This window comes from Granulicella paludicola (assembly GCF_025685545.1).
GTDB classification, from domain to species: domain Bacteria; phylum Acidobacteriota; class Terriglobia; order Terriglobales; family Acidobacteriaceae; genus Granulicella; species Granulicella paludicola.
In genome coordinates this window covers 375,713-401,703 of the sequence record NZ_JAGSYC010000026.1, presented here as the reverse complement: position 1 = coordinate 401,703, position 25,991 = coordinate 375,713, and the positions used below count along the sequence as shown (strand labels likewise).

Sequence of the window (25,991 nt, the reverse complement as noted above, 5' to 3'; positions counted from 1 at the left end):
CACGATAGATCGCGCCTTCAGCGCTCTCTGCGTGGTAGATGGCTTACCCAGGCCTTCGGCCTGGGCTGTTATGGGTCGGGCCTTCAGCCCTCGAAACCAGATTGTCTTGCAGGAAGGGCAGATCGAACGTCTCCGTTTTGCAGGGGTGCTGGTTCGGGTGATGCAGTTTCCTCCGCTGCGCTGCGGAATGACAACAAAAGAGGCAAAGGCAAGAAGGATATGCGGCGAGACAAGGGAGGCAGCGACGAGAGCGACTGCGTGCGGTCAGTCTTTTGGGGTCAGCCTTCTCTTAAGAGATGACTTTGACTTAGGTGACGATGTCGCCGCGTCCGAGTTGATCGATGGCTAATTGGGCGCGCTTGCGGAGGGCTTCGCGTTCTGCGGATAATTTCTTGCGCAAGGTAGCGAGAGGCATGGACATGCGGTTCAGTGGGGCGAGTAATGCTTCGTGGCGCTCGAGGAAGCTCCAGTAGAGTGCGGTGAAGGGGCAGGAGCCGGGGCCGAGGGACTGCTTGGGGTTGAGGCTACAGCGCCCGCAGAAGTCGGACATCTTGTTGATGTAGGCGGCACCGGAGATGTAGGGCTTGGTCGCGGTGAGGCCTCCGTCGGAGAAGGTGGCCATGCCGAGGACGTTCGGCTCGACGACCCAGTCGTAGGCGTCGATGTAGGCGAACCAAAACCAGTCGGTGAGTTCGCGCGGAGAAAAGCCGCAGAGGGTGGCGAGGTTGGAGAGGACCATGAGGCGGGTGATGTGGTGCGACCAGCCGTTGGCGATGACGCCCGAGACGACGGTGTCCATGCAGTTCATGCCGCTGGGCTTGCCCCAGTAGACGGGCGGGAGTGAGAGGTTGGCGTTGAGATGGTTTGGTGAGGCTCCCACCCAGGTCTCGGAATCGTGATCGTTCTGGTCCATGCGAAAAGCAGGTCCTTCGCTCTGCTCAGGATGACAATCTTGAGGGAGGGGGTCGAGAGTGCGGAAGCCGTCGGTGGCTTCGTGGAGGTGACGCATGAACTCGCGCCAGCCGAGGACCTGGCGGATGAAGCCTTCGGCGCTGGCGAGCGGAATGAGGCCTTCGGCGTGGGCGGCAGCCACATCTTCGACGAGCTGCTGCGGACGGAGCAGGGTCAGGTTTAACAGCGGCGAGGTGAGGGAGTGGAAGAGGTCGGGATGCTGGGTCGACATGGCGTCCTCCCACGGGCCGAACCAGGGGAGGAGTCGCTCGAGGGCGAAGCGCCAGGCGGTTTCGGCGTCGGCGCGGGTGACGGCGAGATCGAAGTTGTCGAGGGAGCCGAAGGTGTCGGGATGGCGTTCGAGGATCATGGCGATGACCTCGCGGGTGAGGTCGTCGGGTGCGAAGGTCGGACGGATGGGAACGGCGATCTCGTTGCGCCAGGGCTTGCGATTTTCGGCGTCGAGTGAATACTTGCCGCCGACGGGTTTTGGAGCGGAGGTGGAGTGGGCGCGCTCCATCAGGAGGCCGGTCTTCTGGCGCATGTGGCGATAGAAGGTGTCCATGAGGTAGCGCTGTCGCAGGGGTTTGGTGGCGGCGTTGGGGAAGGCAGTGGTGAAGTCGGCGGAGGTGCTTAGCCAGGCGGTGTCGGGAGCGAAGGTGATGCGGAGGCCTTCGGCCTGGGCGGACTGGAGCTCTGTGCGGAGTTCGCGCTCGGCGGGGCGGTTGGTGGTGAGATCCTGCCACTGCCACTTGTTCTGGAGTTCGAGGAGTCCGTGGCTGAAGCTGGTAGGCGAGGCTCCGTAGACGATGCGGCAGCCGCGCTGGGCCTGCTCGAGCGCGAAGTGACGCATGGCGCTGAGGACGAGGGTGAGCTTCTTCTTGTGATATGGACGGCGCGTGCCTTTGGCGAGGGACTCCATGAAGACGAGGACGGTGTGTTGCGGGTCGGCGTCGGCGAGCGGGCCGACGGCGTCGTGGAGGCGATCGTAGGGAATGTAGATCCAGCGACGGGAGCGCGCCTCAGCGGCAGAGGGCTCTTGTGTTGCGATCTGTTCGAAGAAGGCGGCCATGAGGTTATGACACGCGAGCGGGGGAGGGATGACAAGCGCGGGCTTTGATGAGAGCAACGCTGAGGTGAGGTTGCGATGACGAAGCGGATATCGGTAAGAGGTTTCTGTTTAGCTTAGAGCGGAGAGTGCTTGAGCCTGGAGTGAGGGAGGTGGCTGCGTTATCGTTTTGAGTATGAGCGGTGAACGGGTAGTGAAGATGTGGGTGATGGTATTGGCAGCTCTGCTGACGGCGACTGCTGGTGCGGCGACACCGGTGTATGGGTACAGGGTGATGGCGACGTATCCTCATGCGACGGGGAGTTATACCGAGGGGTTCTTCTATCTGAACGGGCTGTTTTATGAGGGCACGGGATTGAAGGGGCACTCGCAGGTGGTGGCGGTGGAGCCGAAGACGGGCGTGGTGAAGCAGGTGGTGGATCTGCCGCCACAGTACTTCGGCGAGGGGATCGTGGACTGGGGGCCGAATCTGTATGAATGGACGTGGCAGTCGCATGTGGGGTTTGTGCGCGACCGCGCGACGCTGAAGGTGCTGAGCCAGTTTACGTACAGCGGCGAAGGCTGGGGCATGACGCGGACGGACAAGGAACTAATCACGAGCGATGGCACGAGCACGCTGACGTTTCGCAACCCGAAGGACTTTCACGAGGTGCGGCACATCGTAGTGAAGGACGAAGGGATAGAGGTACAGGAGTTGAATGAGCTGGAGTATGTGAAGGGCGAGATCTATGCGAACGTGTGGCACACGGACAGGATTGCGCGCATCTCGCCGAAGGATGGACGGGTGCTGGGATGGATCGATCTGACGGGGATTCTATCGTCGATGATCCAGCTGGACAGCGAGGCGGTGCTGAACGGGATTGCGTATGACGCCGAGCACGATCGGCTGTTTGTGACGGGGAAGCAGTGGCCGACGATCTTCGAGATCAAGCTGGTGCCGAAGAGCGCGGCTCGCTAGTTGCTCGATGGCTTTTCGATGTGGTCGATCACGAGGGTGTTGATGGGGCCGGTGGCGGGTTCGAGGCGCAGGCCGAGCTGCTCCTGGATGGCTGTGAGGAGCGAGGGCAGAGCGGTGTCGTCTGCACCGTTGTCTGTAGTGGGTGCGGGAGAGTCTGGTTTCCAGTTCAGAGCGTAGTCGAAGTTTCCGGTGAGGCCGGTGCGATCGATGACGACGCGATCGAGCTGACCGGCGCTGTTCAACGAGCGAATGAGCATGGCGACGGGCGCGACATGACCGGCGATCTGCCCTGTAGTGGCCATGGTTCCAAGCTGGACGTGCTGGCCCTGCGGGGAGATGTACTCAGCGGGTGGGTTGTCGCCGGAGAGTTTGAGCTTTGGGCCGCTCTTTGCGGGGACCAGCGCGTAGACGCGGCCCTGGCGGACTTCGGTGTGGGTTTTGAGTTGGAAGCGCTCTGCGAGAACGGCCTGCAGAAGCTGGCTGCGCATCTCGATGTACTGCTCGCGATTGAGATTGTGCAGCTTCGACAGGTCGGCATCTGAGACCTTGCCAACCACGTTGAACTGGTCACCAGCCCACGAGGGCATGTTGACGATGTGGTCTTCGGCGAAGTCGTTGCCGAAGGCGGCGAGAAGCAGGAAGCGGAAGGGTGCGTGCTGGACATAGATGCCGTCGGCGCGGAGGCTGATACTGCCGTCGTGGGAGTCGCTGGTGTCGGGCTTTACGGAGAGTACATCGAGTGGCGGGGCCTTGGTCGGTGTTTGCGCGTGCAGAGCTGCAGCGAGAAGAAACAGGGTGAACGACAGGAGAGGTTTGTGCCGCATGTAGGCATCGTACGCGCGAGGACAGATCGCGCACTATCGAGCAGAGATGGCTGCGCTGAGGGAAGATCGGTTGGAAGTCGATGTCCGAAAGGAAAGCGGCGATCTCAGGAGTTGAGATCGCCGCGTGATGTTGCTGCGTGCTGTTCCAGGGAGGCTCTGACTACGTTCAGTCAGGATCAAACACCCGCACCCTCCGGGGCTAAAGCCCCGAATTTTCTAACGTCTTTTTATGTACGGGCTGAAGCCCGTACCCTTCAAAGCGGGTTGGTGCAGAACTTCCCGTAGCACAGGGTGATGACTGCTTTGGGACGAGCTACTTGCCGACCACGATGATGGAGAAGGTGCCGGGAAGCATGGGTGGGCGTGCGGGACGAGCACCGGGGGTGGCGGGTTCGGGGGCCGGGCCGAATTCTCCTGTCGCGGTGATGATGTGGTCGGTCTTCGTGTCGAGGGTGAGCGTCTTGGCGCGGACTGGGGTGGTGACGGTCTGCTCTACGGAGAAGGAGGTGGGAGAGCTTTCCTTGATGATGGTCAGCGTGCCATCGCCCTGAGAGCTGAAGACTTCGCTGGTTTTGGGATTGAAGACCGCGCCGTCCGAGCCGGTGCCGATGGGCAGGGCGTCGAGGATTTTGCCGTCGGTCGCACTCAGGATGATCATGTTCTTCTTATCGCGGCATGCGGCGAAGAGAACGAAGTTTTTGGCGTCGATGGCGAGGCCAGCGCAGCCGCCGCCCTTGCTGGAGATGTCGTACTTGCCGGTCATCTTCATCGTCTTGGTGTCGACGACGGCGATGGCGTCTTTATCTTCGAGGTCGATGAAGAGATGTCCCTTGCCGTCGAGCTGGGCCTGTTCGGGTGCGCCGCCGAGATCGATGGTGCCGAGGATCGCGCCGTCTTTGGCATCGAGCACGGTGACGTTCGGCGCGGAGTGGCTGAGGATGTAGACGCGGCTGGTGGCGGGGTCGTCGAGATAGCCATCGGGATTGCCCTGGACATTGAGTGAGGGCTTGAGGACGGCAAGGGTCTTGAGGTCGAACATGGCGACACCCTTGGAGGTGGCGAAGCCGTGATGAGTGGCGACGTCTACGGCGACGCCGTGCGCGCTGATGCCGGGGATAACACCGACTTCCTTGAGGCTGTCGAGATCGTAGGCGTGAATGCTGCCTGCGGGGCCAGAGCGGGCTATGAAGAGGCGGCGATCGGTGGAGTCGGCTGCGACGTAGTCCCAGCCACCTTCGCCGCCAACCTTGACGGTCTGAAGGATCTTGTACGGGCCGCTTTGGGCGGACGCGGAGACGGCGAGGCACGACAGGGCGGCGAGAGTGAGGGCTAGGCGCATGAACGGATTATGCACTTATGGACATGAACGCCAGCTTAAGTTGCACCGTGATTTTGCGGGTGGTCGACTTTCAGCTGGCGTTCGTTGACTACTCTTCGCCGACCTTGAGGACGGCGAGGAAGGCTTCCTGCGGGATGTCGACCTTGCCGATGCGCTTCATCCGCTTCTTGCCTTCTTTTTGCTTGTCGAGCAGCTTCTTCTTACGCGAGATGTCGCCGCCGTAGCACTTGGCGATGACGTTCTTGCGGATGGCCGTGACGGTCGAGCGAGCGATGATCTTGGAGCCGATGGCGGCCTGGATGGCAACCTCGAACATCTGGCGGGGGATGAGTTCGCGCATCTTTTCAACGAGGACCTTGCCGCGATCGTAGGCGGAGTCGCGGTGAACGATGAGGGAGAGCGCGTCGACGGGGTCGCCGCCGATGAGGATGTCCATCTTCACCATGGGCGAGATCCAGGTGCCGGAGAGGTGGTAGTCGAGCGAGGCGTAGCCGCGGCTGACGGACTTGAGGCGGTCATAGAAGTCGAGGACGATCTCGTTCAGCGGGAGCTCGTAGGTGAGCATGACGCGGGTCTCGGAGACGTATTCGATGTTCTGCTGGCGGCCGCGCTTGTCTTCGACGAGCTTGAGGATGTTGCCGACGTACTCCTCGTTGGTGAGGATCTTGGCGATGATGACGGGCTCTTCGATGGCTTCGATTTCGGTGGGGTCGGGCCAGCGCGAGGGATTGTCGACGGTGAGGACGGTGCCGTCGGTCATGGTGATGTTGTACTGCACGCCGGGGGCGGTGATGATGAGGTCGAGATCGTATTCGCGCTCGAGGCGTTCCTGGATGATTTCGAGGTGAAGCAGGCCGAGGAAGCCGCAGCGGAAGCCGAAGCCGAGGGCGACCGAGGATTCGGGCTCGAAGTTGAAGCTGGCGTCGTTGAGGCGCAGCTTTTCGAGAGCGTCGCGCAACATGCCGTGGGCGTGCGAATCGACGGTGTAGAGCCCGGCGAAGACCATGGACTTGATGTCTTCGAAGCCGGGGAGCGCGTCGGCGCAGGGGCGGTCCACGTGGGTGATGGTGTCGCCGACCTTGGTGTCGGCCACGTTCTTGATGGTGGCGACGAAGAAGCCGACTTCGCCGGCGGAGAGCTCCTCGAGGACGATGGGCTTGGGCGTCATGACGCCGAGGCTGTCGACTTCGAACTGGCGATTGTTGGACATCACCTTGATCTTGTCGCCTCTGCGCAGGCGGCCATTGATGATGCGGGCGAGGATGATGACGCCCTTGTAGGCGTCGAACCAGCTATCGAAGATGAGGGCCTGGAGAGGAGCTTCGGGGTCGCCCTTGGGCTGCGGCACGAGATGCACGACGGCTTCGAGGATGTCGGCGACGTTGAGGCCGGTCTTGGCGGAGACGCAGACGGCGTCGTCGGCGGGTAGACCCACGGATTTTTCGATCATCGCCTTGGTGCGCTCGATGTCCGCGGAGGGAAGATCGATTTTGTTGATGACGGGGATGATTTCGAGGCCGTTGGAGATGGCGAGGTAGGCGTTGGCGAGGGTCTGGGCCTCCACGCCCTGGCTGGCATCGACGACGAGGAGAGCGCCTTCGCAGGAGGCGAGGGAGCGGGAGACTTCGTAGCTGAAGTCGACGTGGCCGGGGGTGTCGATGAGGTTCAGCTGATAGTTGTGGCCGTCGGAGGCCTTGTACATCATGCGGACGGTGTGGGCCTTGATGGTGATGCCACGCTCGCGCTCGAGGTCCATGGCGTCGAGGACCTGGGCCTGCATCTCGCGCTGGGTGAGTGAGCCGGTTATCTCGAGGAGACGATCGGAGAGGGTGGATTTGCCGTGATCGATGTGCGCGATGATCGCGAAGTTGCGGATGTACTTGGGGTCCATGCTTTGTTTTCTTGGGTCCGGAGGGAAAAATCCTTGAACTCTTAGGCTAACACCGCTAAGGAGGCAGGGACGGGCTAATGCGGACGTGCTACTCTGCCGATGCGCTGTACTGAGTACGTAGAGAAGAAGGTGCGCGTGGCAACCATTGAGGACGGGCCTGGAAGTGGACGAACGTTGAACCACAGGCGTCGCCTCGGCAGCCTGGATGGCCTGCGCGGTCTTGCCGCGCTGATGGTGTTGTGTCACCATCTGTGCCCGTTTCCTGGCGGGCATCCGGTGGCGATGGTGTGCGCGACGCTGTGGCTTGGGGTGGACCTGTTCTTCGTGCTTTCGGGGTTCCTGATTACAGGTGTTTTATATGACACCCTGGGGCAAAAAGGATTCTTTCGCGTCTTCTATGCAAGGCGAGCGTTGCGGCTGATCCCTCTCTATGGAGTGGTGGTGGCGATGGTGATTGCGCTGAATGCTGCGATGGGTGGGCGGCTGACGGTGTGGGCGGTGCCGTACTTCGTGTATGCCAGCAATATCGTGCGCGATATGGGGCTTCCGATCGGGGTCGTACCGAGGCTGGATGTGTCGCATCTGTGGTCGCTGGCGGTAGAGGAACAGTTTTATCTGCTGTGGCCGCTGGCGATGTTTCTGGCGCGAACGAGAGCGCGGGTGCTGTGGCTATGTGGAGCCGGGGTGATGCTTTCGGTAGGGCTCAGGTTTGTTGCCGTGGCGCATGCGGGCAGCTTTGCGTTGGGGACTCCGTATTTTGAGCTGCCGATGCGGCTGGATGGGTTGCTGCTGGGCGGAGCGGTGGCGGTGGTGCTGCGCAGTCGGGAGGGAGTTGCACGGCTGAGCGCTGCGTGGCTGTATGCGGCGATGGCTGCAGGGGCTTTGGGTGTGGTGACGAGCTTTGCGGTTGCGGGGCATGGGTCGATGTTTAGTGCGCCGATGGTGAAGTACGGGTATGGATCGGCAGCGGTACTGTTCGCGGCAGTCGTGGGGCTGGCTGCGAGGAGCGAGACGCTGGTGGCACGCGGATGCAATCAGCAGATGTTGCGGACGCTGGGCAGGTATAGCTACGGGCTGTACCTGATTCATCTGATCGCGCGACCGTGGTACCTGGAGACAGTGGCGCGGCTGCAGGGGCGATGCAGTGGAGCGTTGGCGTATGACGTGGTGAGCGTGGCGATGTTTGTCGGCTATGTGGCGTGGTGCTTCGGTGTGTCGGTGCTGTGCTACGAGTTTGTTGAGAGGCGATTTCTGCGCAGGAAGGGACGCTTCCGCTACAGCGAGGAGCGAGGCACGATGGCTGCGCGTGAGACCGAGATGCTGTTCCAGAACGGGGCCGCGATCGATGGAACGACGTGAAGCAGGAGCCGCGCATGGTTCGTGAATCGATTGCGAATCAAAGCAGCGCGATGCGGGTTAACGACGATCAGCCCGTACAATGAGAGGGTTGATGTCGAGACGCAAACCAAGTTTTTCTGAGCAGCATAGCGGGCCCCGGCCGGGAGTCGCGGCAATGGTTTTTGCCGCGGCGATCTGTGCTCCGTTGTGGTCGACGGCGGCGCGCGCAGAACGTTTTTATAGCGATCTTTCCGCACGGCCGCAGCAGAGCATCGGGGCGAAGAGTGGTGCGGCTGCGAATGGGGTGGCTGCGAGCAGTGAAGCTGCCCAGCAAGAAGCTGCGGCGCAGTACGCGCAGAAGGTGCAGGACCTGATTACGAAGGCCGAGGCGAGCTATCGGTCGGGCCTGGACAACTACAACGCCAATCATCTGGAGGCAGCGCGGCAGGATTTTGATGCTGCCGTGGACATGATGCTGTCGAGCGGCTTCGATCTGAAGAGCGACCCGCAGCTATCGGATGAGTTTGAGCGACTGCTGTCGAGCATCAACTCGCTGGAGCTGCTGGCGCTGCGGCAGGGGAACGGATTCTCGCCCGCGCTTGAAGCGGCGCCTGTCGACGCTGCGGACGAGGTGACGTTTGCGCCCGACCCGGCGCTGCTCGGCAAGGTGACAGCGGAATTGAAGACGACGACGTCGGATCTTCCACTGGTGGTGAACGACTACGTTGCAGGCTGGATCGATGCGTACAGCAACAAGCCGGCACTGCGAGCTCACCTGGTGCATTCGCTGGAGCGCGCGGGCAAGTATAAAGACATGATCTCGAAGATCCTGCGCGATAACGGGGTACCGCAGGATTTGATCTACCAGGCGGTGACGGAGTCGGGATTCCAGCCGCAGGCGTTGAACCGTGGCAGCGGAGCGGGTGGCATGTGGCAGTTCATGCCGTTTGTGCAGAGCTACGGCCTGTCGAAGAACGGGTACTTCGACGAGCGGTTCGATCCGGAGAAGTCGACAATTGCGTATGCGAAGTACATGAAGACGTTGTACGAGCTCTTTGGAGACTGGTACCTGGCGATGGCGGCGTATGACTGGGGTCCGGGACGGGTGCAGCATATCGTGAGCCGCACGGGGTATGCGGACTACTGGGAGATCTATCGGCATGGCGGGTTACCTGCGGAGACGAAGGCGTATATCCCGAGCGTGATCGCGGCAATCATCATGGCGAAGAACCCGAAGCAGTATGGGCTGACGGATTTGAACTACGATGCGCCGGTGAAGTTCGACACGGTGACGACGGAATACTCGATAGATCTGCGACTGGTGGCAGACCTGACGGATTCGACGGTCGCGGACGTGGTGGCGTTGAATCCTGCGCTACTGCGGCTGGCGACGCCGACGGACATGAGCTTCGACCTCCACATTCCGACCGGCACGAAGGCGGAGTATCTGGATCGGCTGCAGAACATTCCGGAGCGCAATCGTGCGAGCTGGCGTTTCCATGTGGTGAAGCCTGGCGAGACGCTGGATGAGATCGCGGCTGCGATGCATTCGCGACCGAGCGAGATTTCAGAGTTCAACGAGTTGAAGGCGGAGCATCCGATTGAAGAGGGTGACGAGCTGGTGATCCCGGTGGCCGCGGCTTCTTCGTCGCATGGACAGGTACGTTACACGATGCGTCGCAGCGATACGCTGGTCACGGTGGCGGACCGTTTTGGTGTGACGGTAGAGCAGCTGCGCGAGTGGAACAAGTTGAGTTCGAGCCGCGTGGCACCGGGTCGATCGCTGTATGTGGCCGAGCCGATTCGACTGGCTCCGACAAGTCGCGCAGCCCGTGGCAAGCATGGTCACACGAAGGGCTATGCATCGGCACGCGGTGGTCGCAGCACGCGTGAATCGCATGCAAGTGCGCATGCTGTTCACGGCAAGAATGCACCGGCGAAGAGGTCGAGCGCACCTACAAAGAAGAGAAGACGCTGAAGTGTTTTGCGAAGAGAGTGACGAAGAGATCGTGAGGCAAAGTTCACTACTGCAAAATTTTCGTGTTGCACCAAAAAAGATGCTTGCTATTTCCACCTGTGGAGCGTAATTCTGTCACTATCGTCCATGTGTGATCTGCGTGTTGTCCAAGCAACGCATCACACAGATGAGAGAGTAAGAGTTCCACATCAACGAAGCGCAGGATTGAAACGCTAGCAAGTTCGGAGAGATCATTCATGTTTCACGACGAAGAGACGATCAAGATGTACGCTGCTGGTTTCGACGACGATGCGTTCGATGACGACGCCAACGATGTGGACGACGAAGACCTCGACGATGAGGACGAGGAAGAAGAGGAGTCTTCGGTAGCCCCGGATACTCATGCGGAAGAGGCTGAAGTGTACGCTGCTCCGTCGACGCCGGTGGAGCCGTACGAGCCGCCGACGCATCTTTCTTCTGTTCCGGAGCCAGCTGTGGCGCCCGAGCCTGTGGCTCCTGCGGCTGTGAAGAAGGCTGCAACGAAGAAGGCACCGGCGAAGAAGGCTGTTGCGAAGAAGGTTGTCGCAAAGAAAGTTGTTGCGAAGAAGGCAGCGCCTGCCAAGAAGGCTCCCGCGAAGAAGGCGGTAGCGAAGAAGGCAGTGAAGGCTGTGGCAAAGAAGGCACCCGCGAAGAAGGCCTTGGCAAAGAAGGCCGTCAAGAAAGCTGCGGGTAAAAAGATTTCAAGTTCTGCCGCGAAGAAGTCCGGTGCTCTGCGCGGCGGTAAGACTGCCCCTAAGAAGGTGGTCGGCAACAAGGGCACCAGCAGTAAAAAATCAACTATGAGAGGTACGACCGTGGCAACTAAGAAGGCAGTAAAGAAGGCTCCCGCAAAGAAGGCAGTGAAGAAGGCAGTTGCGAAGAAGGTAGTTGCCAAGAAGGCACCCGCCAAGAAGGCAGTTGCCAAGAAGGCTCCTGCGAAGAAGGCCGTCAAGAAGGCTGTTAAGAAGGCCGTCAAGAAGGCTCCTGCTAAGAAGTAGTTCTTCTTTCTAACCACAACCAAGGCAAGCAAAAATGCCCGAGCCTCCTAGGAGGTCCGGGCATTTTTGCGTCTGCCGATGAGGTCTCGGCAGATTGATTACTTCTTCATGGAGTCGATGGTGGCGAGGACTTCGGTGCTGTGGTTGGGGATGTCCTTCACGTCCCACTCCTTGACGACCTTGCCACTAGGGGAGATGAGGAAGGTGGTGCGAGCGGCGTAGTGCATGTCGCCCATGCCCTTAAAGGGAACGCCGTAGGCATCGATAGCCTTGTGGTCAGGATCGGCGAGCAGCTTGAAGGTGAGGGAGTCCTTAGTGCAGAAGGTCTTGTGGCTCTCGACGGTATCGAACGAGACGCCGAGGACGACGGCGTTGGCGGCGTCGTACTTAGGAAGATCGCGCTGGAAGTTGTGGGCTTCGATGGTGCAGCCGGAGGTCATGTCCTTGGGGTAGAAGTAGAGGACGACCCATTTGCCTTTGTAGTCAGAGAGCGAGACCATCTTGTCTTCCTGCGAGGGCAGGGTGAAGTTGGGCGCGGCGGAGCCGAGGATGGGCATATCGGCAGCCGGAGCCGCGGCGCGGGCGATGTGGGCGGTGGCGAGGCCGAGCGCGCAGACAAGCGCACCGGTGAGGCTGAACGCAAAGAGTTTGTTACGTGTCATCGAAGTCTCCGTCGGATCTGTTGGGTGCTGCTGGTGGGAAAACTGTCGGCGAATGCCGGAGGCAGATTCGCGAAGGCCGCGTCGCCGACTCTAATCCTACGCCGGGATTGTGAGGTTGGGCAGAGGGAAGTGCTATGTGGAGGCGGGAATTGTGGTGTCGCCAACGATGGCAATGCCTGCTGCGTCTGCGGCTTCAATCATCGCTTCGCGGTCGAAGAGCAGGGTTCGTCCGGCTTCGATGCAGAGGCAGGTAGCTCCGGCGGAGCGCATGGTTTCGATGGTGGGAACGCCGACGACGGGGACATCGAAGCGCATGTCCTGCTTGGGCTTGGCGACCTTGACGACGGTGAGGCGGCGGGCGAGGGTGCTGGCGTCGGCTGCTTCTCCGGGAACATCGAGTGTGCGGAAGAGTTCGCCAGCTCGCAGCAGTTCACCCGCTCTCAAGATCGTGGCGTCGGTGCCTTCCATGGCTTCGACGGCGACGCAAGCACCTGCGGCGATGACGACGGTCTGGCCGAGGTCGAAGCCAGCGATGCAGCGGGCGACGCGGAGGCCGTAGTCGATGTCGGCGAGCTCGGTGGCGTCGGGCGGCCGTGCAGTGAGCGTGCCAGCGGGGGCGAGCATGGGCTCGAGGAAGGCAGTGGACGAGAGCAGGGTGATGCCTTCGTCTTCGAGGACCTTGGCGACGGCGCCGAGCAGCATGTCGGTGTTGCGGGTGCGAAGGTTGAGGAGCAGCTTGGCGAGGCGCCAGTCGGGACGGATGCTGGAGAAGATCTGCTTGTGCTTGACCTGACCCGCCATCACGGCACGGGTAACGCCTTCGCGCTGAAAGGTTTCGATGAGGCGGGAGAGTTCACCGAGAGAGAGCCAGTGAACGCGGATATGTTCGGGGTCGGCGGAGGCGAGGGTGTCGATCTCGGGTGAGGTCTCTTCCTTGATGGCGGCGACGACGACGCGGAGGCCGTGAGCGCGCGCGGCGTCGAGGAGCAGGAACGGGAAGCGGCCGTTGCCTGCGATGAGGCCGAGGATACGCGCGCTGTCGACCATCGTTATTTGATCACGCCGCGTTCGCTTTTGGCTACGAAGTCCGCGAGGTAGCGGACGTGGTCGCCTGCGTCGCCGGATGCGAGCATGTCGTTGATTTCGGCGAGGGCCTGGGTGGTGTTGCGCTTGCCGCTGGTGAGCAGGCGCATCGCGGTTGCGAGCTCGCGGAGTTCTTCCGGGGTGAAGCCCTTGCGCGCGAGGCCGACCTTGTTGATGCCGTAGGCATGGTTGTTGCGCTCGATGGATGTGAGCGAGTAGGGCAGCACGTCTTGCGTGATTGTGGTGCCTCCGCCGATGTAGGCGTACCTGCCGATGGTGCAGAACTGATGCACGGGAGCATTGGCGCTCAGCGTGGCGAAGTCCTCGACGGTGACGTGGCCGGCGAGGGTGGCACCGTTGGGCAGGATGCAACCGCTGCCGATGACCGAGTCGTGGCCGATGTGGACGTAGGCCATGATGAGGTTGTCGGAGCCGATCTTTGTAAGGCCTCCGCCGCCGGTGGTGCCGCGTGAGATGGTGACGTACTCGCGGATGGAGTTGTTATCGCCGATCTGTACGCGGGTCGGTTCGCCTGCGTACTTGAGGTCCTGCGGGGAGATGCCGATGCAGGTGAAGGAGTAGACCTTGTTGCCCTTGCCGAAGGTGGTGTGGCCGTCGAGGACGACGTGCGAGACGAGCTCGCAGTCTTCGCCGAGCACCACGTTCGTACCGATGGTGCAGAACGGCCCAACGGTGCAGCTCGCCGGAATGACAGCACCTTCAGCGATGATGGCGGTGGGGTGGATGCTCACGCTTACTTGGCCTCGGGCTGTGGTTCGGGCTGTGGTTCGGACTTAGGGGTACGCACGCGTGGAACCAGCGCGGCGGTGAAGGTGGCGTCGGAGACGAGCTTGCCGTCGACGGTGATCGAGCCCTTGAGCTTGACCATGGTGGTGCGCCAGTTGAGGACGGTGACCTCGATGCGCAACTGATCGCCGGGGGTGACGGGGCGGCGGAATCGTGCGGACTCGATGCCGGTGAAGACCATGAGTTTTTCTTCGCGCTCGGCGGCGGAGAACTCGGTGAGCAGCAGAGCGCCGCCGGCCTGAGCCATGGCCTCCACCTGGAGCACGCCGGGCATGATCGGGTAGTCGGGGAAGTGACCGGTGAAGTGCGGCTCGTTCATGGTGACGTTCTTGATGGCGACGACGCGGGTATGGCGCTCGATCTCGATGACGCGGTCGATGAGGAGGAAGGGGTAGCGGTGCGGGAGGATGGACATGATCTCGACGATGTCCATCGTTTTTGAGGGAGGCGGTGTGGCAGATACTTCTGGAGACAGATCACTCATAGCGTGGCTCAGAATATCACTCTGGCGCATCGCTCCGGGTTATTTGACCCTCTTCATGAGGGGTCGGTTGGGATCGAAGAGGTCGGCAGGAAGGTGCTGATTGTAGGTGATCTTGGTGAAGAAGCGCTGCTGCGTCATGTCGCCGTTGTGCAGATAGGTGATGGAGTAGGGCGTCTGGATGCCCTGGACGAGGTGGTAGTCGTCGAGCTGCTGCTCGTCGTGGTTGAGGTCTTTGTAGATGGGATCGTGCCACTGGAAGCTGATGCTGAGAGGGAGATGAGTGGCTTCTTCTAGCTCGATGGTGACGGCGTCGTTGTCGGCGGTGACGACGCTGACCTGCTCGGCGAGACGGCGCTCGACCATATTTGTGCCCTCGTAGGTGATGAGGGTGTCTGGGCGTTTCAGCCAGTCGTGGACGACGGTTTCGAGCGAGTGGGCGCGACGGCGCATGTAGTCGGCGACGTCCTTTTCGGGCAGAGGATGGGAGCCACGGTACGTGATCTCGTAGCCGTTGTCCTTGGTCCAGACCTCGGCGAGGTCCTTGTGGTTGGTGGCGATGAAGAGGCCGGAGTGGGTGATGATGATGACGCGCTCGCCGACAGGGTTGGCACGGTAGTATTCCTCGAACTGGGGGGCGTCCTGGTGGGGTAAGCCCTTGTAGAAGGTGGCGGCGCGGCCTTCGAAGGCCCAGTCCTCTCGATTGAGCCACGCGTCGCCGCCGAGTGCCTGCACCATCTCGTCGAGCTTCTTGCGGCCTTTGCTGGTCTCTCCGCTGGCGGGCTGGGATTCGGGGCCGGCCTGGGCGCTGGGGATGGCGGAGGCCTGGGCGTGTGTCTGCTGCAAGGGCGCAAGGAGCGTTGCGGCAACGATGGCGGAGAGGGAGAGACGGGTTGAGAATCGCATGGAAAGTCCTGACTAGCCGACGAGCACTGCGCCGCCGTTCACGTTGAAGATCTCGCCGGAGATGAAGCCGGCCCACGGGGTGCAGAGAAAGACGATGGGACCGGCGATCTCGTCGGGGTCGGCCGCGCGGCCCAGCGGGATCAGTCCCAGTGCTTTCTTGGACGCGATCGGGTCGCTGAGGGTTCCAGCGGACATTTCGGTGACGACCCAGCCGGGGGCGACGCAGTTGCACAGGATGCCCTGCGGGGCGAGTTCGCTGGAGAGGGATTTGGTGAAGGAGAGCAGAGCGCCTTTGCTGGCGGCGTAGTCAGCGTGGAAGGCCTCGCCGCGCTGCGCGGCGGTGCTGGCGACGAGGATGATGTGGCCGCGCGTGCCGGAGGTCACAGGCTGCTTCAGCATGTGACCTGTGGCTGCCTGGACGAGGCCGAAAACGCTGTCGAGGTTGATGCCGAGGGTGACGCGCCACTGGTCGAGGCTCATGGTGGCGATGGATTGATCGTGCGGCGGCCAGATGCCGTGGTTGACGATGAGGGCGTCGAGCTGGCCGAACTGGGCGATGGCCGCAGCGACGAGGGCCTGACCATCTTCTACGCTGGCGAGTTCCTGCTGGAGGGCGCGGCAGAGGTCGGTGCCGCCGCACTCGGCTACAAGATCGTTGGCTTGCTGCGCGGCGCTGCGATAGCTGAAGACGACGCGTGCGCCTGCGCGACGGAAGAGGCGGACGGTGGCGGCTCCGATGCCGCGCGAACCGCCGGTGACGAGGACGACTTTGCCAGCGAGCGACAGGGAGAGTCCCGGCGCGGATGTTTCGATTTGCATAGGTCGAAGCTATCGGCTGGAGGAGGCGTTTGCAAGCCGGAGCACGACATAGATATTGCTGTCACGGGAGCGAGGAGCGCTGGTAGTCTTAGGCACGCTTCAGCAAGTCCACTTCAAACACTTTGGGAGTGTCGCGCCATGAAGTATCTCTACCTCGTCTGTCGTATCCTGCTGGCCGTTGTGTTCATCGCTTCCGGAGCAGACAAGCTCTTTCGCCTGTTTCCGCATCCGGTCATGGTGCCGGGAGATCCCCAGACCATCCTCTTTACTCTGCTCTTTACCAGTGGTTGGATCAAGGTCATCGGCGTCGCGGAGCTCATTGGCGGCCTGCTCGTGCTCTACAGCGGCACCGTACCGTTCGCGCTAGCTCTGCTGGCCCCCATCACGGTGAACATTCTGGCTGTCAGCTACCTGATCGCGGGCGGTGGCAAGGCGGCGATTCCGGGGCTGGTCGTGACCGCTCTGGAACTGGTGCTGTTCTATGGGTATCGAGGGAGCTTTGCGGGGATCTGGACGACGAAGGCGACGCCGACGGTGTAGCCGACTTTCAGGCGATGACTTCGAAGGGGCGCATCATGTCGTTGGCTTCGTGCTCGAGGACGTGGCAGTGGTAGAGGTACTTGCCGGGGTAGCCCTCGAAGCGGACGATGATGCGGGTGATCATGCCGGGAGGGCACTGGACGACGTCCTTCCAGCCCATCTCGTTCGGCTCGGGCTGTAGCGGCTCGCGGATGGGGTGCATGCCTTTGTCGTTGCGGTAGGCGAAGACGTCGAAGAGCTGGCGGTCGAGCACCTGAAAGCGGACGAGATGCAGGTGCATCGGGTGCGTGTCTTCGGTGAGGTTGAGGAACTCCCAGATCTCGGTCGAGTTCAGCTTTGGCGTCTCGGTGACGGGCTCGTGCCAGTGCTTGCGGTTCAGCAGCATGAGCATGGAGTTGCCAATCTTATCGACATACTCGTTCAGCGTGATTTGGCGCGTAACGGTTGCGGAGGTGACGGGCGTGCGTTCCATAGGGCGCAGTGTCTTCGGCAAGGCGAAGGATGTCCCGGCCTCCGCTTTGGCAGCGACGCGGAATTGCAGGACTTCGAGCGCCGCGTTCTTGAGGTGTACGGTCTTACCAGCGGACTGCGAAAAGTCGACGAGGATATCGGCGCGCTCGGCGGGAGCGAGGTTGAGCTGGTGCATCGGCACAGGGGCGGCGAGCAGGCCCTGGTCGCTACCGATCTGATGGCCGGTGACGCCTTCGCTGAAGGAGAGCGCGAAGAAGCGGCTGTTGGCGGCGTTGAGAAGGCGGAGGCGGTAGACGCGAGGCTCGACGTGGACGAAGGGCCGGATCTTGCCGTTGATGAGGATGGCATCGCCGTAGAACTCGGGCACCCAAGGGTGCTCCGGATCGCCGGAGTCGAGGTAAAGCAGCTGGCCGTCGCGGGTGAAGTTGCGATCGTAGAGCGTGAGAGGTAACTCGTACTTTCCTGTGGGGAGCTGTAACGTCTCTTCGACTGCGTCGCGCACCAGGCACATCCCGACGAGGCCTGCGTAGACGTTGAGGCGGTTGAGGCCCATCGCATGGTCGTGATACCAAAGAGCGGTGGCGTCCTGCTGGAAGGGATAGTTCTGCACGCGGGATTTGCCGGGGACGTACCAGTCCTCGGGGTAGCCATCTTCAGACGATGGATTCTTGCCGCCGTGCATGTGAACGCAGGCGCGGACCTCGGGAACATCGTGGCCGCAGCCATGCAGGCTGAAATCGACGGGCAGGAAGTGTTTGGTGGGCAGATGGTTGATCCACTCGACGCGCAGGGGCTGGTTGGAGCGGGCCTCGATGAGGGGAGCGAGGGCGGTGTCGCCGTAGCTCCACATGCGGGTGGGCGGCACGTCGCGATGCACCTTGACGTGGATCTCGCGCATGGTGATGCGAATGTGCTGGCCGCTCTTGCCAGAGGAGGCGACGGCCTTCTGAGGCAAGGGCAGCTCGTCGACGAAGGGAGTGAGCTCGAGCGAGTGCAGCATGGGGACCTTGGGAGCGGCTGCACCCATAGGCATGGTCATCTGCGTGGCGAGAGTGCTGGCAGGGAGCTTGCGAGCGGCGAGCGCGGTGACTCCGGTGGCGGAGACCTGCAGCAGGAATTGTCTGCGGGTTGGGGACAAGGCGGTGGGTCTCGTTTCCGGCGGCTCGGCGGCAGCAAAAAGGCACGCACTCTGGGTTGAGAGCGCGTGCCTTCAGGCTACGTGGTGAAGATGAAGCGATTGTGAATGGGGCGCCGAGCGGGCCGCCCCGTGGAGCTAGTTGCCGGTCGTGACTGCGCCGGTGGTGGGGTTGAGCAGAACCACGTTCGGGTTGGGGGCAACGCCGTTGGTCTGCGTGAAGTTGAACATGTTCATCAGCGACCCGGCGGAGGAGTCGAACGAGCCGGTACCGATGCGCTGGCTGCTGAGGAAGATGTCCTCGATGAAGCGGGTGATCGACGCCTGCTCGGTGAGGGTGGTGTCTACATAGTTCTTCTTGGCGTAGGGGCTGATCACGAGCAGCGGCAGGCGGGGACCTTTGCCGCAGCGACCGAGAACCGGGTTGCCGTTGGAGTTGGGGCCGGCGAAGGTGGCTGCCGGAGCTGTGCTGCCCGCGACGGTGCTGTTGCAGATGGCGGCGTCAGAGCTGCTGGTGGAGCCATTCACGATGTCGGTGAGGTGGTCATACCAGCCGTCGGAATCGTCATAGGCGATGATGATGGCGGTGTTCTGCCAGAAGGGCGAGTTCTGAATGAGGTTGATCTCGTTCACGATGAAGGTCTGCTCGTCCAAGGGGTCAGAGTAGCCAGCGTGGGCATCCTGGTAGCCGGGTGCCTTGAGGAACGAGACGGAGGCCATGGTCGGGGTGGACGCGGTGAGAGCTGCGTTGAAGTCGGCGGTGTCGTACTCGTGGTTCGCGCCGGTGGCATCGTTCGCGCCGACCACTACACCCGCCGTGGGACGGTTGTGGAGCGGATTGGCGGTGCTGGGCCAGTACTGGAAGGGCTGGTGGTGGGGGATGTAGTCAGCCTTGAGGGGGTTGCCAGGGATGTTGACGGCAGCTGTGGTTCGCGCGCAGTTGGTGGTGCCGTTGGCGTTGGTGGTGCTCAGGTTGAAGCCACCTTCGAAGAAGCCCCAGGTGACGCCGGCAGCGGTCATGAGATCGCCGACGTTCTTGCCAGTCATGCTGAAGTTGGCCGTAGCCGAGGAGCAGACGTCGCCAGCAGGGTCTTCGTCGTTGATGTCGGTGTAGCTGCCCTGACCGTCGGGGATGACGCCGGAGGCGATGTTCGCGTAGGGGACGGTGTAGGTGACGCCGTTAGTCTGACCGGCAGCGAGTTCGAGAGCGCCGGGGGTCGAGGGGCCGAAGGTACCGCCGAAGGAGTGGTCGTTCATCGCGTAGTGCTGGGCGTAGTTCCAGAGGGCGCTGACGGTGTTGCCGTCGTAGTAGCCCATGGTGAGGGCCGTCGTGCTTGCGTTGCTGGAAGAGCCGGTCTGGGTGGCCAGGGCAGCTGTATCAGCTGTTCCAACGGAGAGCGGGAACATGTCCATCTTGCCGTTGTCGAACGCAACCTGCTCAGGGTTGTAGTTGTGGTCCTGGTCGGCCGTGGCTGCCTGCTGCGGGGTCAACCGGAACGGATTCGATGCGGAGTTGCCGTTGGACGAGGCGAGGTTGGGGTTCGCCGTCAGCAGGCCGGGGTTCGAGATGTAGTTGTTCGGGGTCGTCGTACCGGCCGCGGCGGTGAAGGTGGTGCCGCCGGTGTTGGCCGCGTTCGGATAGGTGCCGAAGTAGTGGTCGAAGGAGATGTTCTCACCGTAGATGACGACGACGTGCTTGATGGCAGTGGAGGGCGCAACGGCGACGGCGGTGGCCGGGGTGGTGACGGTGCCGGGCGTGGAGAGCACACCTGTGCCTCCGCAACCGGTGAGAACGAGGGCAGCTAGGGATGTGGCAGCGCAGTATTTGCGGAACATGATGTTTCGTCCTCGAGGCAAAGTGAGTGGAAGTACCTCTCACTGAATAAGCGAGGCCTATGAACGGTCGTTGAACCGGAGGTTAATTCTCACCGGGTGACGACATTTATGTAACCAAACGCGGGGAGTTGACGCGGCAGGGAAAGATTCGTCTAAGGCCAATTTGAGAGCAGTCAGTCCTGATTTTCCTGAAAATGCTATACTCGCGATTGCTCAGGTTTTGGCGATGCGTCGCCAAGGGCTCCAAATTTTGAGAAATGCATGGCCGCCATGGAGGCGAGCCGTGGAGGCTGCTTATTCCACCGTTAGATAAACGCTCCGCTAAGTCCTTTATTCGCACCAACGAACGTATCCGCGCACGCGAAGTCCGCGTGATCGACGAGAACGGTGAACAGCTCGGCGTCATGGCGCCTTTCGAGGCGCTGAAGATGGCGCGCGAGAAGTCGCTTGACCTAGTCGAGATCTCGCCGAATGCCGTACCGCCGGTCTGCAAGATCCAGGACTACGGCAAGTTCCTGTATGAGAAGGACAAGAGCGATCGCGCTGCCCGTAAGAAGCAGAAGGTCATCGTTATCAAGGAAGTGAAGTTCTCGGTCACGGTAGATGAGCACGACTATCAGACCAAGAAGAACCAGGCTGTGCGCTTCCTGAACGATGGCGACAAGGTGAAGGCGAGCCTGCGCTTCAAAGGCCGCCAGATGGCTCACCGCGATCTCGGTTACAAGATCATCAACCGCCTGATCATGGACATTGGCGATGCCGGCACGGTGGAGTTTATGCCGCGCATGGAAGGCACCACGTTGCACGCGATCATTGCGCCGACGAAGAAGGCTGAAGTGCAGGCACCGGCTCCGCCGCGTCCGCCACGCCCGGTGGTTGAGGCTCCTGCCGCTGCTGCAGCGACTCCGGCCCCGGCTGCTACCGATGCGCCTGTCGCTGCTGAGCCCGCGACGAAGTAACGATTCAATCGAACGCGCAACGCCCGCGATAATCTCTCGCGGGCGTTGTGCTGTCTGAGGCGAGATCTAGCGCTCCAGGCCCCACTCGTTGACAAGATGGAAGCCGCGGTCGAGCAGGGGATAGTGCTGCGGCAGCGGCACGCGGGAGAGGTTGAGGGTGGGCTCGGTCTTGGCGCTGTCTTTGATGGGCGTCAATATCAGATGGGTGGAGTCGGGTTTGGTGAAGGAGTAGTTCACGCCATCGTCGCCGTGCGCCTGCACGTAGAGGGTGAAGGTCTTTTTCTTGTCGTTGATGTCGGCTCCGCCACGCCACAGGGCGTTGTCGGCGGCGCGGGCCATCACTCGACCGCTGGGCTCAAAGTAGAGGTCGGTGAGCGGCAGGCCATCGCCGGTGAGGAACGGCTTGGGCTGGCCTGCGAAGGTGGCTGAATCGACGTGCCACTGGCCGGTGATGTCGGCTGGCTTATTTATGTTGGCGCGCATGTGTTTGTATTGTCCCCAGCCTTGCACCAGCGGGAGGATGGCGCCGGAGAAAAGGACGAGGGCGAGGATGGCGGGCTCGATGAAGCGCTTTTTGCCGGTCGTGCCAAGGGGCCAGGGCGACCACGGTAGCGTGGGTGCAGCTGGCCGGTGCTGCCAGAAGAACTGGAAGAGCGGACGGAGGTCGGGGATCACGAGGACTATCGCCATCAGCAACAGGTGGCTGGCGTAAAGCTTTACGGGGACGTCGAAGAAGAAGTTGTAGAGCACGACATTCGAGACGACGAAGGCCGTGAGCAGAGCGCCGAGGAGAGCGGTGCGGCGGAACAGGATCAGCAGGCCGGAGACGACCTCGACCGCGCCGCAGATCATCTCGTAAAGCGGGTTGAGGCCAATCATGGTCCAGAGGAGGGTCATGGGCGAAAGGTTGCCGAAGGGCTCGTTCAGCACGGCGAGCGAGGGTGGGGCCATCTGGAAGGGATAGAGCTTGGCGAAGCCGTAACCCATCATGGCGACCGCGAGCGTGAGCCGCAGGATGAAGCGGAACCAGCCGAAGAGTCGAGGGTAGGCAAGGCTGCGGCGGTCGAGCAGCGTCCACAGCAGCGCTGCCGTGATCGCGAGGGAGAGCATGAGGCCGGCGGCGGTCCAGTCGATGACGGTGTCGCCTGAGCCGGTGTCATGGAGCTTCGCGCCGATGCCGTGGATGTGCGAGTGATGCTGCACGAGCCATTGAGCGCCGTGCTTGAACGGCCACACGAGCCAGTTTTCGATGTGCTCGCCGATGTGGAACGGGATGACCTCCCACAGAGTCGCATTGCCGCAGCAGAGGGCGTAGAGCACGAAGTAGCAGAAGGCGAAGCGAAAGGCGATGCGGGTGGGAACATTCCAGCGGGGAGTGTCGACGAAGGTGGCGTCGTCGGCGATGGCTAGAGTCGCGGGGCCGGGAGGCAGTTCAGGCACGGGGGAAGAACCTTTCACTGAGAGATGAGGTTTGGCTTGATTCTGATGATCCGATATACGAGCGTCAACCCGATTTTGTTCGCGATCGGGCTATCAGTGGCGCAAAGATTGCAGTGCTGCTTTGGCAGCGTTATGGCCGCACATGCCGTGGACGCCTCCGCCGGGTGGCGTGGAGGCGCTGCAGAGGTAGAGGCTGGGGTTGCTGGTGCGGTAGGTGCTCATGGTGGGGCGGGCGATCAGTTGCGGCAGGGTGAGTGCACCACCGGAGATGTCACCGCCGATGAGGTTGGGGTTCCACTGGGCGAGGCTGGCGGCGTTGCTGGCGTGACGCGCGAGGACGCAGTCGCGGAAGCCGGGGGCGAAGCGCTCGATCTGGGAGTCGATGATGTGGGTGCGGTCGTCGTTGCTGCCGCAGGGGACGTGGCAGTAGGCCCAGGCTGTGTGTTTGCCTGCTGGGGCGCGTGTGGCGTCGAAGAGGCTGGGCTGGACGAGGAGGACGTACGGTTTGTCGGTGTGGCGGCCATGGAAGGCGGCATCTTCCGAGGCGGCGAGTTCGGCCAGGGTGCCGCCGAGGTGGACGGTGGCGGCCCGTGCGCAGGCGGCGTTGGCCCAGGGGATTGGCTGGCTGAGCGCGTAGTCGACCTTGAAGATGCCGGGGCCGGGTTGAAAGCTGCGGAGACGTTGCACGTAGCTGGGAACCAGGGAGTCGCCTGCGATGCGGATCAGGGCTTCGACGCTGGTATCGAAGAAGGTAGCGTCGGCGGGCGGGAGTTGGCTCAGTTGCTCGACGTCGACGCCGGTGACGATCTGGCCGCCAAGGGATTGCAGATGCTGGGCGAGAGCGTTGGTGAGCGACTGGCCGCCTCCGGCGAGGATGGGCCAGCCGCTGGCGTGGGCGGCGGCACCGAGCAGCAGGGCGGCGGCGGCGCTGGACAGGTTCGTCAGCGGCAGGACCGAGTGCGCGGCGAGGCCAGCGAAGAGCGCTTTGCTGCGCTCATCTTGGAAGGCGAGGTTGGCAAGGGCTTGCGCGGGCAGCAGAGCGGGGAGACCGAAGCGTGCGGTGAGAAACGGGTGGTGAGGGAAGCGCAGGAGTGGGCCGGTGACATCTTCGAGAAGCGCGGGGAGGTTGTGGGCCGTGGAGGCGAAGAGGGTGTGCCAGGCGCGGGCATCGTGCCGGGAGAGCTGCGTGGCCATCTCGGCAAGATTCTGCTCCTGCACGACTGCATCGCCACCATCGAGCGGATGGGCGACGGGGGCATCCGGCTGTATCCAGCGCAGGCCGTACTGTTCCAGCGGAAGTGTGCGGAAGAACGGGCTGGCTATGCCGAGCGGGTAGGCGGAGGAGCCGAGGTCGTGATGGAAGCCGGGGAGCGTGAGCTCGGCGGTGGAGCAGGCGCCGCCGAGGCGGTGATTGCGCTCGTAGAGCGTGACGGCGACGCCCTGCTGGGCGAGGGTGATAGCGGCGGCGAGGCCGTTGGGTCCGGAGCCGATGATGTTCGCGGTGCGCAGGGGCATCGTCAGGAACCGGCACCGTCTTGTTGTGGATGCTGGATGGAAAGACTTTGGTTGTGACCGCTCACTTTATTCGAGCAGCTTTGAAGGGGCGGGGCTTCAGCCCCGCCATTCACCCCCAGGTTGAATTGTGGCTTTAGCCACTGAGGGAGCGGCTGTAAGTTAAGGCTCGAATCTTTCCCGCAGATGGCGCGCCCTTCAGGACGAGCCGACAGAGCGTTCTTGCGTATGTATTCGCAGTGATGATCCCAATCGACGAGGTCGCGAACTCTATGGTCTGAGAAGCCTGCTTGCCAGATGTCTCCCTTCCACTCAAAGGCGCAGCGAGCCTCAAAGGAAAAACCAACTTTGACCAGCTGGACAGCTTTTTCAAGCGGGACTGTTTGACTGAGGAGCAGATGAATGTGGTCAGGCATGATGACGAAGTCATGCAGGTGAGTCTGTTCTTCGTAGCGCGCTAAGGTGCCTAGGAAGAGCGTAGACCATCGCTCATTTCTAAAGAAGCATTGGCGACCAGAAGTCTGGAAGGTAACGAAGTAGGTCTGGTCGGCTTGCCGGAAGAGTTCTCTGCTGGGGCGCATCCGTTCCCTCTGGGGCTGAAGCCCCTTTCTTTTCTTGGGCAGCTAACGGCGGGGCTGAAGCCCCGCCCCTTCAAAGCATGACTACTCAGTCCACTTTATTCTTACTTGCTTCTTGCCGAGACGCAGCGTCGGCGACTCGCCCAGCTCCGCTCGTGTGAGGGTCTTGCCGCTGAACTTGTCTCCGTTGACGGAGACGGCGTTTTCAGCGAGCTTGCGGGTGGCCTCGCCAGCGGAGGCTGCGAGCCCGGCTAGCTGCAGGAGCTTGGCGATGCGTAGGCCAGCGCCGTCGACGGCAGCGAGACCTTCTGCTGCGAGCGCTACAGACACCTCGGGAAGGTCTTCGGCTACGCCTTTTTGCTGGAACTGCGTCGCCCAGTTTTCTGCGGCTTGGTCGGCGTCTGCCTTGGAGTGGAAGTCTGCCGTGATGCTGTGGGCCAGATCTTTCTTGGCCTGCATGGGGTGCAGTTCTCCGTTGGCGACGCGGGACTTCATAGCGTCGATTTCGCTCTGCGGGAGATCGGTAAGGTAGGTCCAGTACTTCCACATCAGCTCGTCGTTGATGCTCATCAGCTTGCCGTACATCTCGGTCGGCGGCTCCTTGATGCCGATGGCGTTGCCGAGCGATTTGGACATCTTCTGTACGCCGTCGAGACCTTCGAGGATGGGCGTCATGAGAATGATCTGCGGCTTCTGGCCTGCGTCGCGCTGCAGGTCGCGGCCGCGCATCAGGTTGAACTTCTGGTCGGTGCCGCCGAGCTCGACGTCGCACTCGAGGGCGACGGAGTCGTAGCCCTGCGCCATCGGGTAGAGGAGCTCGTGGACGCTGATGGGCTGCTCGTCCTGGAAGCGCTTATGGAAGTCTTCCCGTTCGAGCATCTGCGAGACGGTGAATTTGGCAGCGAGACGGATCATGCCCTCGAAGCCAAGCTTGTCGAGCCACTCGGAGTTGTAACGGACCTCGGTCTTGTCGCGGTCGAGGATCTTGAAGACCTGTTCCTTGTAGGTCTCGGCATTGGCGTCGATCTCGGCGCGGGTCAGTGGCTTGCGCGTGACATTCTTGCCGGTGGGGTCGCCGATGAGCGCGGTGGAATCGCCGATGAGGAAGATGACGGTGTGGCCGAGCTGCTGAAAATGCTTCAGTTTGCGCATCAGCACCGTGTGGCCGAGGTGGAGATCGGGCGCGGTGGGATCGAAGCCTGCCTTGATGCGCAGGGGCTTGCCGGACTTGCGGGATTCTTCGAGGCGAGCGGCGAGGGCCTCAGGCGCGGAGGCGGCGGCAGGGGGAATAATCTCGGCTGCGCCCTTGGTGATGAGGTCGAGCTGGTCTTTCACCGGAAGAAATGGCACCGAAAGAAAGGGTACTGGGAGGGAAGCGGTTTGCGTGTCTGTGGGCAT

Annotated in this window: 22 protein-coding genes; 6 read left to right on the top strand and 16 right to left on the bottom strand. The window is 61.9% G+C overall.

Annotation, left to right across the window (positions count from 1 at the left end):
• Positions 1-307: 307 nt before the first annotated feature.
• Positions 308-2,023, bottom strand: coding sequence for a cryptochrome/photolyase family protein (locus tag OHL14_RS17280; protein ID WP_263380627.1), 1,716 nt, complete (start codon positions 2,021-2,023; stop codon positions 308-310).
• Between the two features lie 172 nt (positions 2,024-2,195).
• Here OHL14_RS17280 and OHL14_RS17275 point away from each other — a divergent pair, with 172 nt between their 5' ends.
• On the top strand, positions 2,196-2,978 hold the full coding sequence (locus OHL14_RS17275) for a glutaminyl-peptide cyclotransferase (protein WP_263380626.1): 783 nt from the start codon (positions 2,196-2,198) through the stop codon (positions 2,976-2,978).
• Here OHL14_RS17275 and OHL14_RS17270 read toward each other — a convergent pair.
• The 3 genes from OHL14_RS17270 to lepA all read right to left on the bottom strand — a co-directional run bounded on the left by OHL14_RS17270 (position 2,975) and on the right by lepA (position 7,032).
• Positions 2,975-3,802, bottom strand: a complete 828-nt coding sequence (locus tag OHL14_RS17270) for a TIGR03435 family protein (RefSeq protein ID WP_263380625.1) — start codon at positions 3,800-3,802, stop codon at positions 2,975-2,977. The two genes, OHL14_RS17275 and OHL14_RS17270, sit on opposite strands and share 4 nt — an antisense overlap.
• 313 nt (positions 3,803-4,115) lie before the next feature.
• Positions 4,116-5,141, bottom strand: a complete 1,026-nt coding sequence (locus tag OHL14_RS17265; RefSeq protein WP_263380624.1) for a YncE family protein — start codon at positions 5,139-5,141, stop codon at positions 4,116-4,118.
• Positions 5,142-5,229: 88 nt separating this feature from the next.
• Positions 5,230-7,032, bottom strand: a complete 1,803-nt coding sequence (lepA, locus tag OHL14_RS17260; protein ID WP_263380623.1) for a translation elongation factor 4 — start codon at positions 7,030-7,032, stop codon at positions 5,230-5,232.
• 135 nt (positions 7,033-7,167) lie between these two features.
• Between lepA and OHL14_RS17255 the strand changes: the two genes are divergently transcribed.
• From OHL14_RS17255 to OHL14_RS17245, 3 genes are all read left to right on the top strand, one after another.
• Entirely contained in the window at positions 7,168-8,391 is a 1,224-nt protein-coding gene (locus OHL14_RS17255) for an acyltransferase family protein (protein ID WP_263380622.1), read from the top strand.
• Between the two features lie 154 nt (positions 8,392-8,545).
• Complete coding sequence (locus OHL14_RS17250) at positions 8,546-10,348, top strand: lytic transglycosylase domain-containing protein (protein ID WP_263380621.1); 1,803 nt, start codon at positions 8,546-8,548, stop codon at positions 10,346-10,348.
• A gap of 236 nt (positions 10,349-10,584) precedes the next feature.
• The gene (locus tag OHL14_RS17245) at positions 10,585-11,364 is read left to right on the top strand and encodes a hypothetical protein (RefSeq protein WP_263380620.1); all 780 of its coding nucleotides are present in this window, start codon (positions 10,585-10,587) and stop codon (positions 11,362-11,364) included.
• Between the two features lie 98 nt (positions 11,365-11,462).
• Here the strand turns inward: OHL14_RS17245 and OHL14_RS17240 are convergent, their stop codons facing one another.
• From OHL14_RS17240 to OHL14_RS17215, 6 genes are all read right to left on the bottom strand, one after another.
• Entirely contained in the window at positions 11,463-12,026 is a 564-nt protein-coding gene (locus tag OHL14_RS17240) for a peroxiredoxin (protein WP_263380619.1), read from the bottom strand.
• Positions 12,027-12,158: 132 nt separating this feature from the next.
• Positions 12,159-13,073: an LpxI family protein gene (locus OHL14_RS17235; protein ID WP_263380618.1), complete on the bottom strand. Its 915-nt coding sequence runs from the start codon at positions 13,071-13,073 to the stop codon at positions 12,159-12,161.
• 2 nt (positions 13,074-13,075) lie between these two features.
• A complete protein-coding gene (gene lpxA, locus OHL14_RS17230; RefSeq protein ID WP_263380617.1) occupies positions 13,076-13,861 on the bottom strand; it encodes an acyl-ACP--UDP-N-acetylglucosamine O-acyltransferase in 786 nt (261 codons plus the stop codon).
• A gap of 2 nt (positions 13,862-13,863) precedes the next feature.
• Positions 13,864-14,400, bottom strand: coding sequence for a 3-hydroxyacyl-ACP dehydratase FabZ (fabZ, locus tag OHL14_RS17225; protein WP_263380616.1), 537 nt, complete (start codon positions 14,398-14,400; stop codon positions 13,864-13,866).
• A gap of 39 nt (positions 14,401-14,439) precedes the next feature.
• Entirely contained in the window at positions 14,440-15,303 is an 864-nt protein-coding gene (locus tag OHL14_RS17220) for a hypothetical protein (RefSeq protein WP_263380615.1), read from the bottom strand.
• Between the two features lie 12 nt (positions 15,304-15,315).
• Positions 15,316-16,122, bottom strand: coding sequence for an SDR family NAD(P)-dependent oxidoreductase (locus OHL14_RS17215; protein WP_263380614.1), 807 nt, complete (start codon positions 16,120-16,122; stop codon positions 15,316-15,318).
• A gap of 138 nt (positions 16,123-16,260) precedes the next feature.
• On the opposite strand from OHL14_RS17215, the gene OHL14_RS17210 reads away from it, so the two are divergent.
• The gene (locus tag OHL14_RS17210) at positions 16,261-16,662 is read left to right on the top strand and encodes a DoxX family membrane protein (protein ID WP_263380613.1); all 402 of its coding nucleotides are present in this window, start codon (positions 16,261-16,263) and stop codon (positions 16,660-16,662) included.
• A gap of 7 nt (positions 16,663-16,669) precedes the next feature.
• Here OHL14_RS17210 and OHL14_RS17205 read toward each other — a convergent pair whose 3' ends face one another.
• Positions 16,670-18,271 carry a multicopper oxidase family protein gene (locus OHL14_RS17205; RefSeq protein ID WP_263380612.1) on the bottom strand — a complete coding sequence of 534 codons (1,602 nt, stop codon included), beginning with the start codon at positions 18,269-18,271 and terminating at the stop codon, positions 16,670-16,672.
• Between the two features lie 135 nt (positions 18,272-18,406).
• Positions 18,407-20,104, bottom strand: coding sequence for a phospholipase C (locus OHL14_RS17200; RefSeq protein ID WP_263380611.1), 1,698 nt, complete (start codon positions 20,102-20,104; stop codon positions 18,407-18,409).
• A 257-nt stretch (positions 20,105-20,361) separates the two neighbouring features.
• Between OHL14_RS17200 and infC the strand changes: the two genes are divergently transcribed.
• Entirely contained in the window at positions 20,362-21,063 is a 702-nt protein-coding gene (infC, locus tag OHL14_RS17195) for a translation initiation factor IF-3 (RefSeq protein ID WP_263380610.1), read from the top strand.
• Between the two features lie 66 nt (positions 21,064-21,129).
• Here infC and OHL14_RS17190 read toward each other — a convergent pair whose 3' ends face one another.
• The 4 genes from OHL14_RS17190 to tyrS all read right to left on the bottom strand — a co-directional run bounded on the left by OHL14_RS17190 (position 21,130) and on the right by tyrS (position 25,991).
• Entirely contained in the window at positions 21,130-22,503 is a 1,374-nt protein-coding gene (locus OHL14_RS17190) for a hypothetical protein (protein WP_263380609.1), read from the bottom strand.
• Positions 22,504-22,596: 93 nt separating this feature from the next.
• Complete coding sequence (locus OHL14_RS17185; protein WP_263380608.1) at positions 22,597-24,018, bottom strand: phytoene desaturase family protein; 1,422 nt, start codon at positions 24,016-24,018, stop codon at positions 22,597-22,599.
• Between the two features lie 2 nt (positions 24,019-24,020).
• Positions 24,021-24,596, bottom strand: coding sequence for a transposase (locus OHL14_RS17180; protein WP_263380607.1), 576 nt, complete (start codon positions 24,594-24,596; stop codon positions 24,021-24,023).
• A gap of 81 nt (positions 24,597-24,677) precedes the next feature.
• The gene (tyrS, locus tag OHL14_RS17175) at positions 24,678-25,991 is read right to left on the bottom strand and encodes a tyrosine--tRNA ligase (protein WP_263380606.1); all 1,314 of its coding nucleotides are present in this window, start codon (positions 25,989-25,991) and stop codon (positions 24,678-24,680) included.

What these genes read in the sequence shown, in the direction of transcription:
- OHL14_RS17215 (WP_263380614.1), bottom strand. Translation starts at nt 16,122, where the DNA reads ATGCAAATCGAAACATCCGCGCCGGGACTCTCCCTGTCGCTCGCTGGC.
- OHL14_RS17275 (WP_263380626.1), top strand. Translation starts at nt 2,196, where the DNA reads ATGAGCGGTGAACGGGTAGTGAAGATGTGGGTGATGGTATTGGCAGCT.
- OHL14_RS17265 (WP_263380624.1), bottom strand. Translation starts at nt 5,141, where the DNA reads ATGCGCCTAGCCCTCACTCTCGCCGCCCTGTCGTGCCTCGCCGTCTCC.
- tyrS (WP_263380606.1), bottom strand. Translation starts at nt 25,991, where the DNA reads ATGCCCACAGACACGCAAACCGCTTCCCTCCCAGTACCCTTTCTTTCG.
- OHL14_RS17270 (WP_263380625.1), bottom strand. Translation starts at nt 3,802, where the DNA reads ATGCGGCACAAACCTCTCCTGTCGTTCACCCTGTTTCTTCTCGCTGCA.
- OHL14_RS17220 (WP_263380615.1), bottom strand. Translation starts at nt 15,303, where the DNA reads ATGCGATTCTCAACCCGTCTCTCCCTCTCCGCCATCGTTGCCGCAACG.
- OHL14_RS17250 (WP_263380621.1), top strand. Translation starts at nt 8,546, where the DNA reads ATGGTTTTTGCCGCGGCGATCTGTGCTCCGTTGTGGTCGACGGCGGCG.
- lepA (WP_263380623.1), bottom strand. Translation starts at nt 7,032, where the DNA reads ATGGACCCCAAGTACATCCGCAACTTCGCGATCATCGCGCACATCGAT.
- OHL14_RS17280 (WP_263380627.1), bottom strand. Translation starts at nt 2,023, where the DNA reads ATGGCCGCCTTCTTCGAACAGATCGCAACACAAGAGCCCTCTGCCGCT.
- OHL14_RS17200 (WP_263380611.1), bottom strand. Translation starts at nt 20,104, where the DNA reads ATGTTCCGCAAATACTGCGCTGCCACATCCCTAGCTGCCCTCGTTCTC.
- OHL14_RS17185 (WP_263380608.1), bottom strand. Translation starts at nt 24,018, where the DNA reads ATGCCCCTGCGCACCGCGAACATCATCGGCTCCGGACCCAACGGCCTC.
- OHL14_RS17180 (WP_263380607.1), bottom strand. Translation starts at nt 24,596, where the DNA reads ATGCGCCCCAGCAGAGAACTCTTCCGGCAAGCCGACCAGACCTACTTC.
- OHL14_RS17245 (WP_263380620.1), top strand. Translation starts at nt 10,585, where the DNA reads ATGTTTCACGACGAAGAGACGATCAAGATGTACGCTGCTGGTTTCGAC.
- OHL14_RS17235 (WP_263380618.1), bottom strand. Translation starts at nt 13,073, where the DNA reads ATGGTCGACAGCGCGCGTATCCTCGGCCTCATCGCAGGCAACGGCCGC.
- OHL14_RS17240 (WP_263380619.1), bottom strand. Translation starts at nt 12,026, where the DNA reads ATGACACGTAACAAACTCTTTGCGTTCAGCCTCACCGGTGCGCTTGTC.
- fabZ (WP_263380616.1), bottom strand. Translation starts at nt 14,400, where the DNA reads ATGAGTGATCTGTCTCCAGAAGTATCTGCCACACCGCCTCCCTCAAAA.
- OHL14_RS17210 (WP_263380613.1), top strand. Translation starts at nt 16,261, where the DNA reads ATGAAGTATCTCTACCTCGTCTGTCGTATCCTGCTGGCCGTTGTGTTC.
- infC (WP_263380610.1), top strand. Translation starts at nt 20,362, where the DNA reads ATGCATGGCCGCCATGGAGGCGAGCCGTGGAGGCTGCTTATTCCACCG.